Raw genomic sequence first — 16,929 nt, 5'->3', positions numbered from 1 at the left:
GACGTCCTCCCCAGGACTTGAACACGGCCCGTTTCGGGCCCTTGATGGCGCGCGGAACACGAGGCGACATGCGCCTCCCGCATCCGTGATCGGGCTGGACGCTAATCTCCTTTCGGGCCGGTTGCAAGCTAACATGTTGGCGTGCACATAGTGTCGCCGCACCATGCCTCCCCGCCGCCGGATCCCCTGCGAGAGCCGCCCGTGACGAGCCCGCCCCGCATCGATTCCCACCAGCATTTCTGGCGGCTTGCCCGCGGCGACTATGGCTGGCTGACGCCGGCGCTGAAGCCGATCCATCGCGATTTCGAGCCCGCCGACCTCGCACCCCTGCTGGCGCAGCACGACATCGCCTCGACCATCCTCGTCCAGGCTGCCGCGACCGAAGCCGAGACGCATCATCTTCTCGCGCTCGCCGCCGCCACGCCCTTCGTTGCCGGGGTCGTCGGCTGGACCGATTTCGAGGCGCCCGACGCACCCGCCCGCATCGCCGCGCTCGCGGCCGATCCGCTACTCGTGGGCCTGCGCCCCATGGTGCAGGACATTCCTGATCCCGGCTGGCTCGCGCGCCCCACGCTCGCCCCCGCCTTCGCGGCACTCAGAGAGCACGGCCTCGTCTTCGACGCGCTGGTGAAGCCGCCGCAGATCCCCGCCCTCCTCAAGTTGCTGGAGCGCGAGACGGAACTGCCTGTCGTCATCGACCACGGCGCCAAGCCGGACCTGACCGGCGCCGATCTCTCCGCCTGGCGCGGCGGCATCGCGGCCTTGGCGGCGCGGCCGAACACGACCTGCAAGCTCTCCGGCCTCGTCACCGAAGCCGGCCCCGGCTGGCGCGAGGCGACGCTGGCGCCCGCCGTCGCCCAATTGCTGGCCTGTTTCGGGCCGGAGCGCCTGCTCTGGGGCAGCGACTGGCCGGTCGCGACGCTTGCCGCTGCTTACGATCAGTGGCTCGCCGCCGCCGAGCGCCTGACCGCGACGCTCAACGCCTCCGAGCGCGCCGCGATCTTCGGCGGCAACGCCGCCCGCATCTACCTGACGAAGAGGGGCCGCCGCCCGTCATGCTGAGACATCTCGACCCCGTCCTCTCCGCCGACCTGCTCTGGGTGCTCGCCGCGATGGGCCATGGCGACGACCTCGCGCTGGTCGACGCCAACCACCCCGCCGAAACCATCGCCAGCTCGACCACCAGCGGCCGCCTGATCCGCCTGCCCGGCCTGACGATGCAGCGCGCCGCCCGCGCCATCCTCTCGGTGCTGCCGATCGACGATTTCGAGCCCGAGCCTGTCAGGCGCATGGAAGTGGTCGGCGATGCCGCCGCGATTCCCGATGTGCAGCACGCGGTGCAGGCCGAGATCGACAAGGCGATCGGCCGCCCGGCACCGCTCGCGGGCATCGAGCGCTTCGCCTTCTACGATCAGGCGCGGCGGGCTTTCGCGGTGGTGCAGGTCGGCGATCCCCGGCCCTATGGCTGCTTCCTGCTGCGCAAGGGCGTCATCGCCGGCGAGCCGGGCTGAACCTCACGAACCCTTGGCGATGGCCTGCTTCAGGCGCGCGACGGCCTCCACCGCGCCGGACCGGACCGTGACCTCCAGCGTCGGCGCCTCGCGCTCGATCATTTCGATCAGCGTCTCGGGCGTGATCTCGGCCCGCTGCTGGGTGAGCTTCAGCACGGCATTGGCGATGATATTCGGCCAGAACGCCGCCCCGCCCTTGGCCAGCCCCTTGGCCTTGCGGCCTTCGAATTCCTGGGCGAGCTGTTCGGGGGTCTTGCGGGCCATGATGTCGTCACCTGTTTCGGATTAAGCCGCTGCCTATCACGAAATGCCGGCCTTTGCTGTGGCACCGGATACTTCCAAAAAGCGGATTCCGCTTTTCGGTCCGATGCACTAGCAGGAGCGGCGCCCGAGGCAGGCCTGTGATGCGGCCGCCCGTTCAGGACCAGACCATGCCCCGCCTCGCCTTGCTTGCCGCGCTCGCCGGCCTCCTCCTCGCCGCCCCGGCCGCCGCCCAGATCACCGACCGGGAGCTGAGCTGCGCCGACTGGCTGAAATCCGGCGGCCACCGAAAGAGCGAATACTCGGCCACTGTCACGGCAAAGATCAGGGCCTTCTGCGCCGCCAATCCGAAAATGAAGGCGATCGACGCCGAAATGACGATGACGGGGGATTGAGGGGCGCGGCGCACTCTCTTTCCTTCTCCCCTCGGGGGAGAAGGTGGCAGCGCGCAGCGCTGACGGATGAGGGTCGCCTTGCACCGGCGCGTGTCCTTCTCTCATCCGTCTGCTTCGCAGACACCTTCTCCCCCGAGGGGAGAAGGAACGCACGCCAAATGCCGCCCGCGTTGCCGCGTGCGTTGATCGATGAGGGGCAGCGGAGCGCCGCGAGGCGCGGGGGTATCGGGCCGCTTCCATTGAGCCAGGATGCGGCGCGGATGGATTGAGCCACCATCCGCACGCCCCGTGGCGCTCCGCTTGCCGGCGTTCTTAAGTCTCCGGGCCGCGCTTATACGGCAGGGCGGTTCGCTGACCTGCGAGCCTCGACACCAGTTCGGCAGAGACGCTTGCGCGATCTCCTTTGTCTCGTGCAGCGGATGATCCCGAAACGGGCTGAGCCGCTTTTCGGTCCGCTGCCGGCCTTGTCGCGTCTTCGGCCCCGCAGATGCGGTGCCGCCATGCCTTCCAGCGAGCTCCTCGCACAGGGGCCGTAGTACCCCCAGGGCGGTGCCCCGAAGCCTCCCGGGAGTGGGTCGTAACCCCACCCGCAGGCGCCGCCCCCGCCCCGCCAACGGCATACCTCCGGATGGCTGCCCCTCGGGGACGAGGTGGGGCGAGGATAGGCGCGGTGTGGGAGGGCGGGGATAAATATCAGTAAACACACCGCCTTCGCGCGCCCCTGACCAGCGCAGGGCCGCTAACGCGCGCTTAATGAGCTTTGATGTCGTTGTGAGAAGGTAGGAGCAATCCCAATTAGCACCGGGTACAAAAAAAGGCGCCCGACGACTAAGACGGACGCCAATTACGTGAGTTGTCGAAAATCTCAGCCCTTTGGGCGCCATTCTGGGTGCTGCCCTTGCCCTACGTTCCGGACTTCGGTCGTGGGAAACTGAACGGCCTCAGCACAATCCATAGCCCTAAGCCAAATGGCGTAGTAGTCAGAGCTTCTTTTCACCAACGATTCTACGGACTTAGTATTCCTTAGGCCAGCAGGACGAACTATAGATTTCGGTTGCATGGCTCTCTCCCCGTGAGCGAATCATCGTAGCAGAACGTAAAGGGCTCGTTAACGTGCAAAACGCACTTCAGAAGCTTGAGTTCCCAGAATTGTTCATCGGATTAGTTTCGCCAGTCGGCGTAGATATTCAGCAGACGATCGACTGTTTGTCGAAAGAATTCGTATCTAACGGATACAAAGTCTTCAAACTTAAAGTCACTGATTATTTTAAGAACATTAAAAGGGACACGAAACTATCTCTCGACCTGAAATCTAAAGACTCATACAACAGAATTGATAGCTATATAAATTTTGGAAACGCAGTTAGGGAGGAATTTAAAGACAATTCCATCTTAGCCGCTTATACTATATTTCGCATATTGAAACTCAGAGACACCGAGATTCAAAACAATTCAGAGATATCATACCAAAAAAGGGTTTATATTATTCATCAATTTAAACGAAAAGAAGAAATAGATTTACTTAGACAAGTGTATGGTAGATTATTCTATCAGATATCAGTTTATTCAAAAAAAGAATCAAGAGTAAGTTATTTATCAAAAAAACTGGCGCACGAGCGGAATACCGCCGATCAAGCCGAAACGCGGCCTTTGGCACTTTCACTTGTAGCACGAGACGAGAACGAAAAATATCATGAGCACGGGCAACGTGTAACAAAGATATTCCACGACGCCGATTTTATCGTTAATAACGACCTTGCCGGCAGGGACTCCGTCTCAAAACAGATTAATAGGTTCTCAGAGCTTCTTTTTTCTTCAAACTCAACATCTCCGACAAAACAAGAATACGCTATGTTTGTCGCAAAGGCCGCCGCGCTGCGGACCTTGGATTTGTCACGACAAGTCGGGGCAGCAATCTTTCGCTCGACCGGCGAAATAATATCAATGGGATCAAATGAGGTACCAAAGGCGCTGGGCGGAACCTATTGGTGCGACGAGCCTCCCTTTGATTCACGCGAGTACACGCGTCTCCAAGATTCGAACGACGCACGGAAAAAGGAAATTCTGCGGGAGATATATGATGCGTCCGACATTAGCACTCCCTTTGAGGAATACATCAATCTTCCAAAAATTAGCGAATCTCAATTCATGGACGCGCTCGAATATGGTCGAATAGTTCATGCGGAAATGTCTGCAATAAGCGACGCAGCACGACTCGGTTTAGCTTTAAAAAATTCAACCCTATACTGCACAACATTCCCTTGTCACATGTGCGCAAAGCACATTATCGCCGCTGGCATAGAGAAAGTGATATTCCTTGAACCGTACCCAAAAAGTCTTGCATCAGACCTTCACCTTGATTCAATCCAAGTCGAAGGTGAAAATAGAGGCGAGTTCGAAGAATACAACTCTGTAAAATTCGACCATTTTTACGGCGTGACGCCCAGAAGATATCGAGAATTATTTGAACGAAACAGCAGAAAGAAGAACGGGAAATTCGTCGAATATATATCCGACAATAAACGACCGAACGTGAATCTAATAGCCCCGTTCTACGTAGAATTGGAGAAACAAGTGGTCCGCGAAGGCTTAAAAGCGCTCAACGACCTTCGGGATGCGAAAGGCTTACGCCCAGTTTCTTAAAACCTTGACTCCCCACCCCCAGCGGCTCTACCCCCATCGACGGGACACGCCCCCCCAACGGGGCGCGCCCATCTGTAAGGATGGAGACATCGATGGCGAATACCGTTCCGGCCACGCGTCCGCGCGTGCCTAACTTCTCGTCCGGCCCTTGCGCCAAGCGCCCCGGCTGGGCCCTCAAGAACCTCTCCGACGCCCCGCTCGGCCGCTCTCACCGCGCCAAGATCGGCAAGGACAAGCTGAAAGCTGCGATCGACCTGACGCGCGAAGTGCTGCAGGTTCCCGCCGATTACCGCATCGGCATCGTGCCGGCCTCCGATACCGGCGCCGTCGAGATGGCGCTCTGGTCCCTGCTCGGCGCCCGCGGCGTCGACATGGTCAGCTGGGAAAGCTTCGGCGCCGGCTGGGTCACCGATGTCGTCAAGCAGCTCAAGCTCACTGACGTCCGCACCTTCGACGCCCCCTATGGCGAATTGCCGAACCTCAAGAAGGTCGACACGAAGAACCGCGACGTCGTCTTCACCTGGAACGGCACCACCTCGGGCGTGCGCGTCGTCGACGCGAGCTGGATCGCTGACGATCGCGAGGGGCTGACCATCTGCGACGCCACCTCCGCCGCCTTCGCCCAGCGCCTCGACTGGCAGAAGCTCGATGTCGTCACCTTCTCCTGGCAGAAGGTGCTCGGCGGCGAGGCCGCGCATGGCATGATCGTGCTCTCGCCCCGCGCCGTCGCCCGGCTCGAAAGCTACAAGCCGGCCTGGCCGCTGCCGAAGATCTTCCGCATGACCTCGGGCGGCAAGCTGATCGAGGGCATCTTCACCGGCGAGACCATCAACACCCCCTCCATGCTCGCGGTCGAGGACTATATCGACGCGCTGGAATGGGCCCGGAAGGTCGGCGGGCTCGACGGCCTGGTGAAGCGCGCCGACGGCAATGCCCGCGTCATCGCCAAGTTCGTGCGCGAGAACGACTGGATCGACTTCCTGGCCGTGAAGCCGAAGACGCGCTCCAACACGAGCGTGTGCCTGAAGTTCACCGACCCGGCGGTCACCGCCCTGCCGGCGGACGCGCAGGCGGCCTTCGCCAAGCAGGTCGTCTCGATCATCGAGAAGGCCGGCGCCGGCTACGATCTCGGCCATTACCGCGACGCCCCTCCCGGCCTCCGCATCTGGTGCGGCGCCACCGTCCAGTCGCGCGACGTGAAGGCGCTGCTGCCCTGGATCGCCTATGCCTTCGCCGAGGCCAAGGCGGCACTGGGCAAGAAGGCGGCGTAAGCGCGACCTAAGCCCCCTCTCCCCTCGGGGGAGAGGGTTGGGGTGAGGGCAACGCGACAGTCGCCGCTGGCCCTCGCCACCGCCAACGTTTTCGACCTGCGCTGCCCTCATCCGTCTCGGCTTCGCCGAGCCACCTTCTCCCCCGAGGGGAGAAGGAGAGCTGCGCCCCTCCCCCTTCTCAGCGCCAGACCGCTCCCTGTGCAGCGCGGCGCCAGCCGGAGCCTCCCATGCCCGCACCAAAGGTCCTGATTTCCGACGCCCTCTCCCCCGCCGCCGTCCAGATCTTCAAGGACCGCGGCATCGACGTGACCTTCGATCCGAACCTCGGCAAGGACAAGGACAAGCTCGCAGCGATCATCGGCGCGTATGACGGCCTCGCCATCCGCTCGGCCACCAAGGCGACCGCCAAGCTGCTGGAGCAGGCGACGAACCTGAAGGTCATCGGCCGCGCCGGCATCGGCGTGGACAATGTCGAGATCCCCGCCGCGACCGCGCGCGGCGTGATCGTGATGAACACGCCCTTCGGCAACTCGATCACCACCGCCGAGCACGCCATCGCCATGATGTTCGCGCTCGCCCGCCAGATCCCCGCGGCCGATACCTCGACCCAGGCCGGGAAGTGGGAAAAGAACCGCTTCATGGGCGTCGAGATCACGGCCAAGACGCTCGGCCTGATCGGCGCCGGCAATATCGGCTCGATCGTCGCCGAGCGCGCCATCGGCCTGAAGATGCGCGTTATCGCCTATGACCCCTATCTCTCGCCGGAACGCGCCGTCGCGCTCGGCGTCGAGAAGGTCGAGCTGGAAGACCTGCTGAAGCGCGCCGACTTCATCACGCTGCACGTACCCATGACCGAGAAGACCAAGAACATCCTCTCGGCCGAGAACCTCTCCAAGACCAAGAAGGGCGTGCGCATCATCAACTGCGCCCGCGGCGGCCTCGTCGACGAGCAGGCGCTGGCCGATCTGATCAAGTCCGGCCATGTCGCCGGCGCTGCCTTCGACGTGTTCTCGCAGGAGCCGGCCGAGACGAACCCGCTCTTCGGTCTGGAGAACGTCGTCTGCACGCCGCATCTCGGCGCCTCCACCAACGAGGCGCAGGAGAATGTCGCGCTGCAGGTCGCCGAGCAGATGAGCGACTACCTGTTGAAGGGCGCCATCACCAACGCGGTCAACTTCCCCTCGATCACCGCGGAAGAAGCGCCGCGCGTAAAACCTTTCGTCGATCTCGCCGAGAAGCTCGGCTCCTTCCTCGGCCAGCTCACCGAAGCCGCCGTCAAGGGCATCCGCATCGAGTATGAGGGTGCGGTCGCGAGCCTCAACCTCAAGGCGATCTCGGCTGCCGCCATCACCGGCGTGCTCAGGCCGTTCCTGCCCGAGATCAACATGGTCAATGCCGCGCTGATCGCGAAGGAGAAGGGCATCGTCGTCGAGGAGCTGACCCGCGAGGTCGCCGGCAATCTCGAAAGCGTCATCCGCATCGTCGTCGATGCCGAGGACATGCCGCGCCATGCCTCCGGTACCGTCTTCCATGACGGCAAGCCGCGCATCGTCGAGATCCGCGACATCCAGGTCGATGCCGAGTTCGCGCCGCACATGCTCTATGTCCGCAACGCCGACAAGCCGGGCTTCATCGGCCAGTTCGGCTCGCTGCTCGGCGGCGCCGGCGTCAATGTCGCGACCTTCGCGCTCGGCCGCGACAAGCCCGGCGGCGACGCGATCTGCTATGTCTCGGTCGACGAGCCGATCTCGGACGAACTGCTCGACAAGATCCACGCGATCCCGATGGTCAAACGCGCCCGGCGCCTGCGCTTCTGATCCGCCAGTCCGGCGCCCCAGCGCCGCCGCAATTCTCGTCCCCTGTGGTGCACGCCACAGGGGATTTCCATGTCTGCCCGCCTTCGCCTCGCCGCTGTTGCCCTCGCCTGCCTGACGGCCGTTCCGGCCCTCGCCGACTGGGACCGCGACAAGCTCGACAAGGCGATCGAAGGCATCGAGCAGGCCTCCAAGGGCCGGCTCGGCGTCGCGCTCATGGACCTGCGTGACCGCCAGCTCTGGTCGCATCGCGGCTCCGAGACCTTCCCGATGCAGAGCGTGTTCAAGCTGCCGCTGGCGGTCGCCGTGCTGCAGCAGGTCGAGGCCGGCAAGTTCAGGCTCGACCAGCCGATCACCGTCACCCGCAAGGATTTCTCGCTGTTCCACAGCCCGCTGGCCAAAGCCTTCAAGGGCGAGCGCAACGACTACCCGCTGCGCGAACTGATCCGCCTCGCGGCCGGCGAGAGCGACAATACCGCAGCTGACCTGCTCATGCGTGAGATCGGCGGGCCCCAGGTGGTGACCAAGATGCTGCGCGACGGCGGCGTCCAGGGCATGTCCATCGATCGCTACGAACGCCTGTTCCAGCCGGAGATCTACGGGCTCAAAGGCTTCGGCTGGGATGAGGTCGTCGACGAGAAGGCCTTCCGCGCCGAGCTCAAGGCGATGCGGCCGCGCCTGCGCATCGCCAACCTGTCGAATGCGTTGAAGGACAAGCGCGATGCCTCGACCCCGGAGGCGAGCGCGCAGTTCCTCGAGGCCTTGGCCAAGGGCAACTGGCTGCGCGACCCCGCCCACACCGCCTTCATCGAGAAGATCGTCGCGGAATCGAAGGTCGGCACCGACCGGCTCAAGGCCGGCCTGCCGGCAGGCACGCGCTTCGCCCATCGCACCGGGCTCGGCCTCACCACGGACGGAATCAACCACGCCACCAACGATATCGGCGTCGCAACGCTGCCGGATGGCCGCCGCTTCGTCATCGTGACCTATCTCGCCGGCTCGCGCGCCGATGCCGACGAGCGTACGGCGGCATTGGCGGAGGTGGCGCGGCTTGCGGTCTCCGCGCTGCGCTGAGGCCCTAGCGTCCCAGCCGCTCGGCGATGAAGATGCCGCCGAGCACCAGCGCCAGCGCCAATGCATGATAGAGCCCGAAGGGCTCGCCGATGATCAGCACGGCCAGGATCGGCGCGAAGACCGGCACGAGATTGACGAAGACGCCGGCCCGGCCGGGCCCGATCAGCTCGATCGCCCGCATGAAGGACAACTGCGAGACGATCGACGGGAAGATCACCGTGAAGGCGAGGATCAGCCAGCCCTGCGGCGTCGGGATATAGGAGCGGCCGAGCGCGATCTCGGTCGCGAGCAGCGGCAGCGAGGCCACGCAGGCGAAGCTCGCCATCGCCGTGAAGAAGACGAGGCCCGGCACCGGCGGCCGCTTGCGCACGCCGACCGTGAAGCCGGCATAGAGCACGCAGGCGATGATCATCAGCAGGTCGCCCGGCACGAAGCGGAAGGCCATGAGGCTATGGATGTCGCCCCGGCTCGCCGTGACCGCGACGCCGAGCAGCGTCACCGCGACGCCGATCCCCTGCATCAATGTGATCTTCGTGCGGAACACCAGGAAGGCGCCCATCAGCACGAAGACCGGGATCGAGCCCTGCAAGATGCCGATATTGATCGCGCTGGTCGAATAGGCCGCGAGATACATCAACGTGTTGAAGGTGGTGAAGCCGAGCGTGCCGAGCACGGCGATGAGCCGCCAATGCGCGCGCAGAACCGGCCAATGCGTGCGCAACTGGTCTCGCAGCAGCCAGGGCATGATCGCGCAGACCGCCACCCAGCGCAGCGAGGTCAGCATCATCGGCGAGATGTTGTCGACGGCGAGCCGGCTCGCCACGGCGTTGCCGCCCCACATCAAAGTGGTCAACACCATCAGCAGATAGGCATTGCCCCAGGCGCGTTGCAGCCAGGTCTGGGTAGGGTGCACGTTTCCGCCCTGTTGCGAGAAAGGGCTCATGCAATACCCTTGCGTGTACCCGGCTCATATGAGATCGGGCGCACACCTGCCCGTCGCCCTGCGCATCCCTTGCGGAACATCCCGATGATCGAAACCAGCGCCCGCCCGCTCCGCCTGCTCTTCGTCGACGGTAACATGCGCGACACTCGCGAAGGCCTGCGCCAGTCCTATGGCATGGCCTATGGCGAGGCCTATGCGGCCGAGATCGCGGCGTTCGAACCCGGCATCGTCTCCGATATCTGCCTGCCGGCCGACGAGGGCGCGAACCTCCCCGACGGCGAAGGGCTCGAATCCTATGACGGCATCTTCCTGACCGGCTCGGCTCTGCACATCTACGACACCGCCCCGCCGGTGACCCGCCAGATCGACCTGATGCGTGCGATCTATGCCAGCGGCACGCCCTGCTTCGGCTCCTGCTGGGGCATCCAGGTCGGCTCCGTCGCGGCCGGCGGCACGGTCACCGCCAACCCGAAGGGCCGCGAGACCGGCTTCGCCCGCAGGATCGCGCCGACCGAGGTCGGCAGGAACCACGCGCTGCTCGCCAGCCGCCCGGCCGCCTTCGATGCCCCCGCGATCCATCTCGACACCATCGCCCTGCCGGCGCATGGCACGACGATCCTCGCTTCCAATGCCTACAGCCAGGTCCAGGCCGCGGAGATCAAGCATAATGGCGGCACCTTCTGGGGCGTGCAGTACCACCCCGAATTCTCGCTGAAGCAGATCGTCGCGATCCTCGATCGCCGCGTGCCGCTGATGATCAAGGAAGGCTTCCGCAAGGACGAGGCTTCCGCGAAAGCCTGGCTCGACGACATGCTGACGCTCGATGCCGAGCCGAACCGGCAGGATCTCGCCTGGGCGCATGGCCTCGACCGCGAGGTGCTCGACGCCGAGCGCCGCGTCACCGAGCTTCGCAACTTCATGGAGCATCGCGTCAAGCCGCATGCCAGCGCCCGCAGCCGCGCCTGAGCCGTCCGTCTCGCGCCATCACGATCCACGCCGACGCCGACACGAAAGCTTTGGCACCACGCGGGTCATCCCGGGCTTGACCCGGGATCCATGCCAGAGCGCTTCCGGCGAAGGTTCCGGCATGGATCCCGGATCTCCGCTTCGCTCTGTCCGGGATGACCCGCCTCTTGTCGGCAAGCGACGTATCCGTAGCCTTGCCATCCGGTTCTCTAGTGGCTAGCTAGGCACCGCGAGGCCACGACCTCCCCCAACCTGGGACATGTGCCGGGACGACCCGGCAAACCATGGGGGACCCGCTATGGCGTGGCTCTATCTGTTTTCCGCCGGCATTCTCGAGATCGTCTGGGCTTTCACCATGAAGCAGTCGGACGGCTTCACGCGCCCGGTGCCGACCGCGATCACCATCGTCACGATGATCGGCAGCTTCGCCCTGCTCTCGCTGGCGATGCGCTCGCTGCCGCTCGGCACGGCCTATACGATCTGGACCGGCATCGGCGCGGTCGGCGCCTTCATCGTCGGCGTCACCGTGCTCGGCGAGGCACTGACGCCGATGCGGATCGCGGCAGCGACGCTGATCGTCTCCGGCCTCGTCATGATGAAGCTCTCGGCGAGCTGACGGCGGCAGCCTAGGCAGGCCCTGCCGCTCCTGCGAATGCAGGATGTTTCGCAAACCCGCCCCGCCTATCCGCATTCCGGCCCAATTCCGCCTTGGACACGCCGAATTCGGCAGTGTCTATCACGGTGACGTGATTGCGATCTGGAGGGGATGATTTCGATGCGAAGCCATATTGCCGCCGCCCTGATTCTGGCACCCGGCCTCGCCGCCGCGGCCGAGACTGAATTGTCGAGCCGGATCGACCGCGTCACGGTCTTTCCGGACGGAGCGGTGGTGACACGCCTCGGCAAGACCAATCTGCTGCAAGGCGCCTCGCAGATCGTGCTCCGTGGCCTGCCGGCGACGATCGACCCCGCTTCGATCCGCGTCGAAGGCAAGGGCGACGGCACCTTCTCGGTCGGCGCGGTCGATGTCCGTATCACCCCCGGCGACGCCAGGCCCGTGCTGGACACGGTGCTGGAAGAAAAGCTCAGGACGCTGCGCGACGAGAAGGAGAAGCTCTCCGGCCAGATCGGCGCGATCGAATCGAAGCGCGCCACGATCGAGCGCTTCGCACAGGTCGGCCCCGACAAGCTCGGCCCTGACGGCAAGGCCCTGCCCGTCGCCGATTGGCCGGCAGTGTTCGAGGCGATCGGCACCGCGCTGGTCAAGGTCCAGGACGAATTGCGCGGCACCCGCAACCGCCTCTCCGATGTCGAGGCCGAGATCGCGGCGCTGGAGCGCGCGCGCCCGCAAGCCGGCCGCCCCGGCGCGCCGAAGCGCGACATTGCCATCGCCGTCGAGGCGCCGCAGCCGGTCGCGGCCGAGTTCACCGTGACCTATCGCGTCACCGGCGCGAACTGGACGCCGACCTACGAGGCCCGCCTGACGACGACCGGCGAGAAGCCGGAAATCGCCCTGACGCGCCGCGCCGAAATCCGCCAGCGCAGCGGCGAAGCCTGGGACGATGTTGCGCTCACGCTCTCGACCACGCGCTCGACGGGGGGCACCCGCGCACCCGACCTCACCCCGATGCAGGTCGCCTTCTTCGAGCCGCAGATCATGGCCGAGGCCCGTGCGCGGGCCCAGGCCTTGGCGCGTAAAGCGGAAGCGGAGAAGGCGGCTCCGGCCTCGGCGCTGCAGCGCCGGGCGGCAGGCATGGCCGTCCCGGCAGCGCCTGCACCCGAAGACAGCCTCGCCAAGCCGGTCATTGCGGCGGATGTCACTGAGGCCGCGATCGAAGCCGGCGCCTATCAGGCCAATTTCCAGGTGCCCGGCCGCGCCACGATCCCGCAGGACGGCAATTCCAAAACGGTGACGCTGACCCAGCGCAAGGCCGAGGCGACGCTCGCCGCGCGCACCGTGCCGGAGCTGGAGCAGAAGGCCTATCTGGAGGCCGGCTTCACGCATGACGAGGAGGCGCCGCTGCTCGCCGGCCGCATCGCGCTGCATCGCGACGGCACCTATGTCGGCATGGGCCAGTTCAATCTCGTCGCGCCCGGCGACAAGGTCGAGCTAGGCTTCGGCGCCGACGACCGGATCAAGGTCTCGTTCGCGCCGGTGAAGCGCCGCGAGAACGAGCCGAGCTGGCTCGGCCAGACCCGCACCGATCTGCGCGAATTCCGCACGGTGGTGAAGAGCCTGCACGCCAAGCCGGTCAAGGTCACCGTACTGGAGCGCATCCCCTTCTCGGAGAGCAGCGGGATCACGGTCGAGACCATCGCCGCCCAGACCACGCCGCCGACCGAGAAGCAGGTCGGCGACCGGCGCGGCGTCGCCTCATGGACCTTCGATCTCGCCGCAGGCGCCGAGAAGGAGATCAAGCTCGCCTACCGCATCAAATGGCCGGGCGACCGCGAACTCTCGTACGAGGAGCAGCCGCTGCCGGGGAAGTGAGCCGGAGGCTTTCGCCTCAGAGCGTCAGACCCATCTCGATCTCGCGCTTGCGGCCGAGATCGTTCATCCAGGTCCGGAATTGCGGCTGCGCCTCGATCTGGTGGGCGTAGTGCCGCCGCAGCGCCTGGGTGAGCCGGCCGCCACGGCCGAGCTGCTCGTCGGCGAAGCCGATCATCACCGAATTCGGCCAGGCCTGCGGCCGAATCTCGCGCAGGCGCGCAAACAGCGCATCCTCGTCCTCGGCCGCATCGGCTTGCGCCATCAGCGTCATCATCGCCGCCGTCGAGCGCGAGATGCCCATATGGCAATGCACCAGCAGATGACCCTTCACGCGGCCCGTCGCCGTCTCGCGCAGGCCCTCGCCGAAGCCGATGATCTCGCCGACATGCTCAGGCGTCGGCATGATCTGGCCGGGGCGCGGATCGATGATGTCGTGGAAGCGCAGCGTGACGCGATGATGCTCGCCATAGGTCCCGAAGGCCTCGATCTCGGCCCGGTCAGGATCGAGCACGGAGAGCACATGCGTCACCTCGCGGGCGCTGTTGCCGGGCAGTTCATCGATGCCGCAGATCGTCAGGGTCGAGATAGACAGGGTCTTCATGGCGCGCCTCCGCTGCGGAGCCAGCCGCTTACCGCTGCTGCGCCGGCTACACAACCGCCGGGAATGACGGGCTGCCCTGCATGATTGCAGCCGGCCCCGGAGGGCCGGCCGCGATGCTCGTCATCAGGCGGCCTTGGCCTGTCCGAGCTCCTGATCGACGACGCCGACCCAGTAGCGCACGCCGTCCGGGATGATCGCGTCGTTGAAATCGTAGATCGGCGTATGCAGGCCGGCAGAGCTGCCGTCCGGATTGACGCCGTTGCCGATGAACATGAAGGCGCCGGGTCGCGCCAGCATCATCTCGGCGAAATCCTCGCCGCCCGTGCTTGGCGCAAGCTTGTCCTCGACGCGCTCGGCACCGACCGCCGCGCTCGCCGCAGCGACGCCGACAGTGACCTGCTCGGCCGCGTTGATCAGCGGGCTGGTGCCACGACGGTAGAAGGCTTCAGCTTTGCAGCCCCAGGCCTGGGCGGTCGCCGCCGCGAGCTCGACGATGCGGCGCTCGACGATGTCGCGCACCTCAAGCGAGTAGGTGCGAGCCGTGCCGCCAATGACGAGCTCGGACGGAATGACGTTCGAGGCGTTGACGTCGCCGCCATGGATGAAGCCGACGCTGATCACCGCCGTGTCGAGCGGGGCGACGTTGCGGCCGATGATGCCCTGCAGGCCAAGCACGAAATGCGCCTGGGCATAGGTGATGTCGGTGGAGAGATGCGGTTGCGAGCCGCCATGGCCGCCCACACCGCGGAAGGTGACCTTCCAGCTATCGGCCGCCGCCAGGAACGGGCCGACATTGATGCCAAAACTCGAGGCCGGCATGCCGGGCACGTTGTGCAGGCCGTAGATCGCATCGCAGGGGAAGCGCTCGAACAGTTTGTCGGCGAGCATCGCATTGGCGCCGCCGCGGCCTTCCTCGGCCGGCTGGAAGATCAGGTTGACGGTGCCGGCGAAGTCGCGGTTCTCGGCGAGATAGCGCCCGGCCGCGAGCAGCATCGTGGTATGCCCGTCATGACCGCAGGCATGCATCCGGCCCGGATTCTTCGAGGAATAGGGCAGGTTCGTCGTCTCATCGAGCGCCAGACAATCCATATCGGCGCGCAGGCCCACGGCCCGGCCGGGCTTGTTGCCGCGGATTACGCCGACGACCCCGGTCTTGCCGACATTCTCGGTGACCTCGACGCCCCACTCACGCAGCTTGTCGGCGACGAGCTTGGCGGTGCGGACCTCTTCGAGGCCGAGTTCGGGATGCTCATGGATGTCGCGGCGGATCGCGGTGAAGGCGGCGTGATGCTGGTCGAGCCAGGCGTCGAGCTTGGTCATGATCGGTGTCTTCCCCTCTCCTGCGGCATCGGGAACGTGAGCTCAGACGGTGTCCCGATCCGCTCCATGGCGTAGAATTCTTCGAAATACGTCGAACGTCTCGGTCAGTTGCCCCCGCCCGAAACAGCGCGCCAGCCGGAGCGAAGCCCGGATCGGCCCCCATGTGGAACGGCTGGGAATGGTGCTGGTCTCCGGTCGCTCGGAGCGACCGGAGACGTAGAGATACCTAGCGCTACTCTGCCGCGACGGCGCGCAGGCCTTGCCCGAGTTCCTGATCGACGACGCCGACCCAGTAGCGCACGCCGTCCGGGATGATCGCGTCATTGAAGTCGTAGAGCGGCGTGTGCAGGCCGACGAAGGAGCCGTCCGGATTGACGCCGTTGCCGATGCGCATGAAGGCGCCCGGACGGACCAGCATCATCTCGGCGAAGTCCTCGCCGCCCGTGCCCGGACGAAGCTGGCCGTTGACGTTCTCGGCACCGACGGCCGCCGTCGCCGCCGCGACCGCGACCGCTACCTGCTCGGCCTCGTTGATCAACGGGCTGGTGCCGCGATGGTAATAGGCCTCGGCCTTGCAGCCCCAGGCTTGCGCGGTGGCTGCCGCCAGCTCGGCGATGCGCCGCTCGACGGTATCGCGCACTTCCATGGAATAGGTCCGCGCCGTGCCGCCGATGACGAGCTCGGACGGAATGACGTTCGAGGCGTTGACGTCGCCGCCATGGATGAAGCCGACGCTGATCACCGCCGTGTCGAGCGGGGGAACGTTGCGGCCGACGATGCCTTGCAGGCCGAGCACGAAATGCGCCTGGGCATAGGTGATGTCGGTCGAGCGATGCGGCTGCGAGCCGCCATGGCCGCCGACGCCGTGGAAGGTGACCTTCCAGAAATCAGCCGCCGCCAGGAACGGGCCGACCGTGGTGCCGAAGGTGCCGGGCGCCATGCCGGGCGTGTTGTGCAGGCCGTAGATCGCGTCGCAGGGGAAACGCTCGAACAGCTTGTCCGCGAGCATGGCGTTGGCGCCGCCGCGGCCTTCCTCGGCCGGCTGGAAGATCAGGTTGACGGTACCGGCGAAGTCGCGGTTCTCGGCGAGATAGCGCGCCGCCGCGAGCAGCATCGTGGTGTGCCCGTCATGGCCGCAGGCATGCATCCGGCCCGGATTCTTCGAGGAATAAGGCAGGTTCGTCGTCTCATCGAGCGCCAGACAATCCATGTCGGCGCGCAGGCCCACGGCCCGGCCCGGCCTGTTGCCGCGGATCACGCCGACGACGCCGGTCTTGCCGACGTTCTCGGTGACCTCGACACCCCACTCGCGCAGCTTGTCGGCGACGAGCTTGGCCGTACGGACCTCTTCGAGGCCGAGTTCGGGATGCTCATGGATGTCGCGGCGGATCGCGGTGAAGGCGGCGTGATGCTGGTCGAGCCAGGCGTCGAGCTTCGTCATGGTCGGTGAAATCCCCTCTCCTGTGGCCGGCGCGCGGCATGGCCCCTCCAGTGCCGCCTGCTGGCCCATAGCCCTTACGCCCGATTGTGGCAGCATCACTGCGCAGATGCTGCAGGGCCGCCATGCTCCGGCAGTTTATCCAGCCAAATCGCGGCCCGGACTGCCGGAAAACTTGACCTGCGGGCCGTGTTGGCCCAT

General features: G+C 65.2%; 15 protein-coding genes. 10 read left to right on the top strand and 5 right to left on the bottom strand.

What is annotated here, in order from left to right; all coding sequences use genetic code 11:
- Nucleotides 1-201: 201 nt before the first annotated feature.
- Nucleotides 202-1,062 carry an amidohydrolase family protein gene (locus tag AC6RIC_RS07050; RefSeq protein WP_499735635.1) on the top strand — a complete coding sequence of 287 codons (861 nt, stop codon included), beginning with the start codon at nucleotides 202-204 and terminating at the stop codon, nucleotides 1,060-1,062.
- Nucleotides 1,056-1,511 (top strand): RbsD/FucU family protein, encoded by a 456-nt coding sequence (locus AC6RIC_RS07045; protein ID WP_499735634.1) that lies wholly within the window; start codon nucleotides 1,056-1,058, stop codon nucleotides 1,509-1,511. The genes AC6RIC_RS07050 and AC6RIC_RS07045 overlap by 7 nt, the downstream gene beginning before the upstream one ends.
- A gap of 3 nt (nucleotides 1,512-1,514) precedes the next feature.
- On the opposite strand, the gene AC6RIC_RS07040 is transcribed toward AC6RIC_RS07045, so the two are convergent.
- Nucleotides 1,515-1,775 (bottom strand): hypothetical protein, encoded by a 261-nt coding sequence (locus AC6RIC_RS07040; RefSeq protein WP_499735633.1) that lies wholly within the window; start codon nucleotides 1,773-1,775, stop codon nucleotides 1,515-1,517.
- A 167-nt stretch (nucleotides 1,776-1,942) separates the two neighbouring features.
- Here AC6RIC_RS07040 and AC6RIC_RS07035 point away from each other — a divergent pair, with 167 nt between their 5' ends.
- From AC6RIC_RS07035 to bla, 5 genes are all read left to right on the top strand, one after another.
- Nucleotides 1,943-2,167, top strand: a complete 225-nt coding sequence (locus AC6RIC_RS07035; protein ID WP_499735632.1) for a hypothetical protein — start codon at nucleotides 1,943-1,945, stop codon at nucleotides 2,165-2,167.
- Between the two features lie 1,113 nt (nucleotides 2,168-3,280).
- Complete coding sequence (locus tag AC6RIC_RS07030; protein ID WP_499735631.1) at nucleotides 3,281-4,810, top strand: anti-phage dCTP deaminase; 1,530 nt, start codon at nucleotides 3,281-3,283, stop codon at nucleotides 4,808-4,810.
- 92 nt (nucleotides 4,811-4,902) lie between these two features.
- Nucleotides 4,903-6,081, top strand: coding sequence for a phosphoserine transaminase (locus AC6RIC_RS07025; protein ID WP_499735630.1), 1,179 nt, complete (start codon nucleotides 4,903-4,905; stop codon nucleotides 6,079-6,081).
- 227 nt (nucleotides 6,082-6,308) lie between these two features.
- Nucleotides 6,309-7,898 (top strand): phosphoglycerate dehydrogenase, encoded by a 1,590-nt coding sequence (gene serA / locus AC6RIC_RS07020; RefSeq protein ID WP_499735629.1) that lies wholly within the window; start codon nucleotides 6,309-6,311, stop codon nucleotides 7,896-7,898.
- Nucleotides 7,899-7,967: 69 nt separating this feature from the next.
- On the top strand, nucleotides 7,968-8,969 hold the full coding sequence (gene bla / locus AC6RIC_RS07015; RefSeq protein ID WP_499735628.1) for a class A beta-lactamase: 1,002 nt from the start codon (nucleotides 7,968-7,970) through the stop codon (nucleotides 8,967-8,969).
- A 4-nt stretch (nucleotides 8,970-8,973) separates the two neighbouring features.
- Here the strand turns inward: bla and AC6RIC_RS07010 are convergent, their stop codons facing one another.
- On the bottom strand, nucleotides 8,974-9,912 hold the full coding sequence (locus AC6RIC_RS07010) for a DMT family transporter (protein ID WP_499735627.1): 939 nt from the start codon (nucleotides 9,910-9,912) through the stop codon (nucleotides 8,974-8,976).
- Nucleotides 9,913-9,996: 84 nt separating this feature from the next.
- Between AC6RIC_RS07010 and AC6RIC_RS07005 the strand changes: the two genes are divergently transcribed.
- From AC6RIC_RS07005 to AC6RIC_RS06995, 3 genes are all read left to right on the top strand, one after another.
- Complete coding sequence (locus tag AC6RIC_RS07005) at nucleotides 9,997-10,878, top strand: type 1 glutamine amidotransferase (RefSeq protein WP_499735626.1); 882 nt, start codon at nucleotides 9,997-9,999, stop codon at nucleotides 10,876-10,878.
- A gap of 298 nt (nucleotides 10,879-11,176) precedes the next feature.
- Nucleotides 11,177-11,494: a DMT family transporter gene (locus AC6RIC_RS07000; RefSeq protein ID WP_499735625.1), complete on the top strand. Its 318-nt coding sequence runs from the start codon at nucleotides 11,177-11,179 to the stop codon at nucleotides 11,492-11,494.
- 159 nt (nucleotides 11,495-11,653) lie between these two features.
- On the top strand, nucleotides 11,654-13,369 hold the full coding sequence (locus AC6RIC_RS06995; protein WP_499735624.1) for a mucoidy inhibitor MuiA family protein: 1,716 nt from the start codon (nucleotides 11,654-11,656) through the stop codon (nucleotides 13,367-13,369).
- Nucleotides 13,370-13,385: 16 nt separating this feature from the next.
- Here AC6RIC_RS06995 and AC6RIC_RS06990 read toward each other — a convergent pair whose 3' ends face one another.
- The 3 genes from AC6RIC_RS06990 to AC6RIC_RS06980 all read right to left on the bottom strand — a co-directional run bounded on the left by AC6RIC_RS06990 (nucleotide 13,386) and on the right by AC6RIC_RS06980 (nucleotide 16,731).
- Entirely contained in the window at nucleotides 13,386-13,970 is a 585-nt protein-coding gene (locus tag AC6RIC_RS06990) for a tyrosine phosphatase family protein (protein ID WP_499735623.1), read from the bottom strand.
- A gap of 123 nt (nucleotides 13,971-14,093) precedes the next feature.
- Nucleotides 14,094-15,290 carry a M20 aminoacylase family protein gene (locus AC6RIC_RS06985; protein ID WP_499735622.1) on the bottom strand — a complete coding sequence of 399 codons (1,197 nt, stop codon included), beginning with the start codon at nucleotides 15,288-15,290 and terminating at the stop codon, nucleotides 14,094-14,096.
- Between the two features lie 232 nt (nucleotides 15,291-15,522).
- Nucleotides 15,523-16,731: a M20 aminoacylase family protein gene (locus tag AC6RIC_RS06980; RefSeq protein ID WP_499735621.1), complete on the bottom strand. Its 1,209-nt coding sequence runs from the start codon at nucleotides 16,729-16,731 to the stop codon at nucleotides 15,523-15,525.
- Nucleotides 16,732-16,929 lie beyond the last annotated feature (198 nt).

It is taken from the genome of Allobosea sp. TBD101 (assembly GCF_059817965.1).
This window is presented reverse-complemented; position numbering and strand designations above follow the sequence as displayed.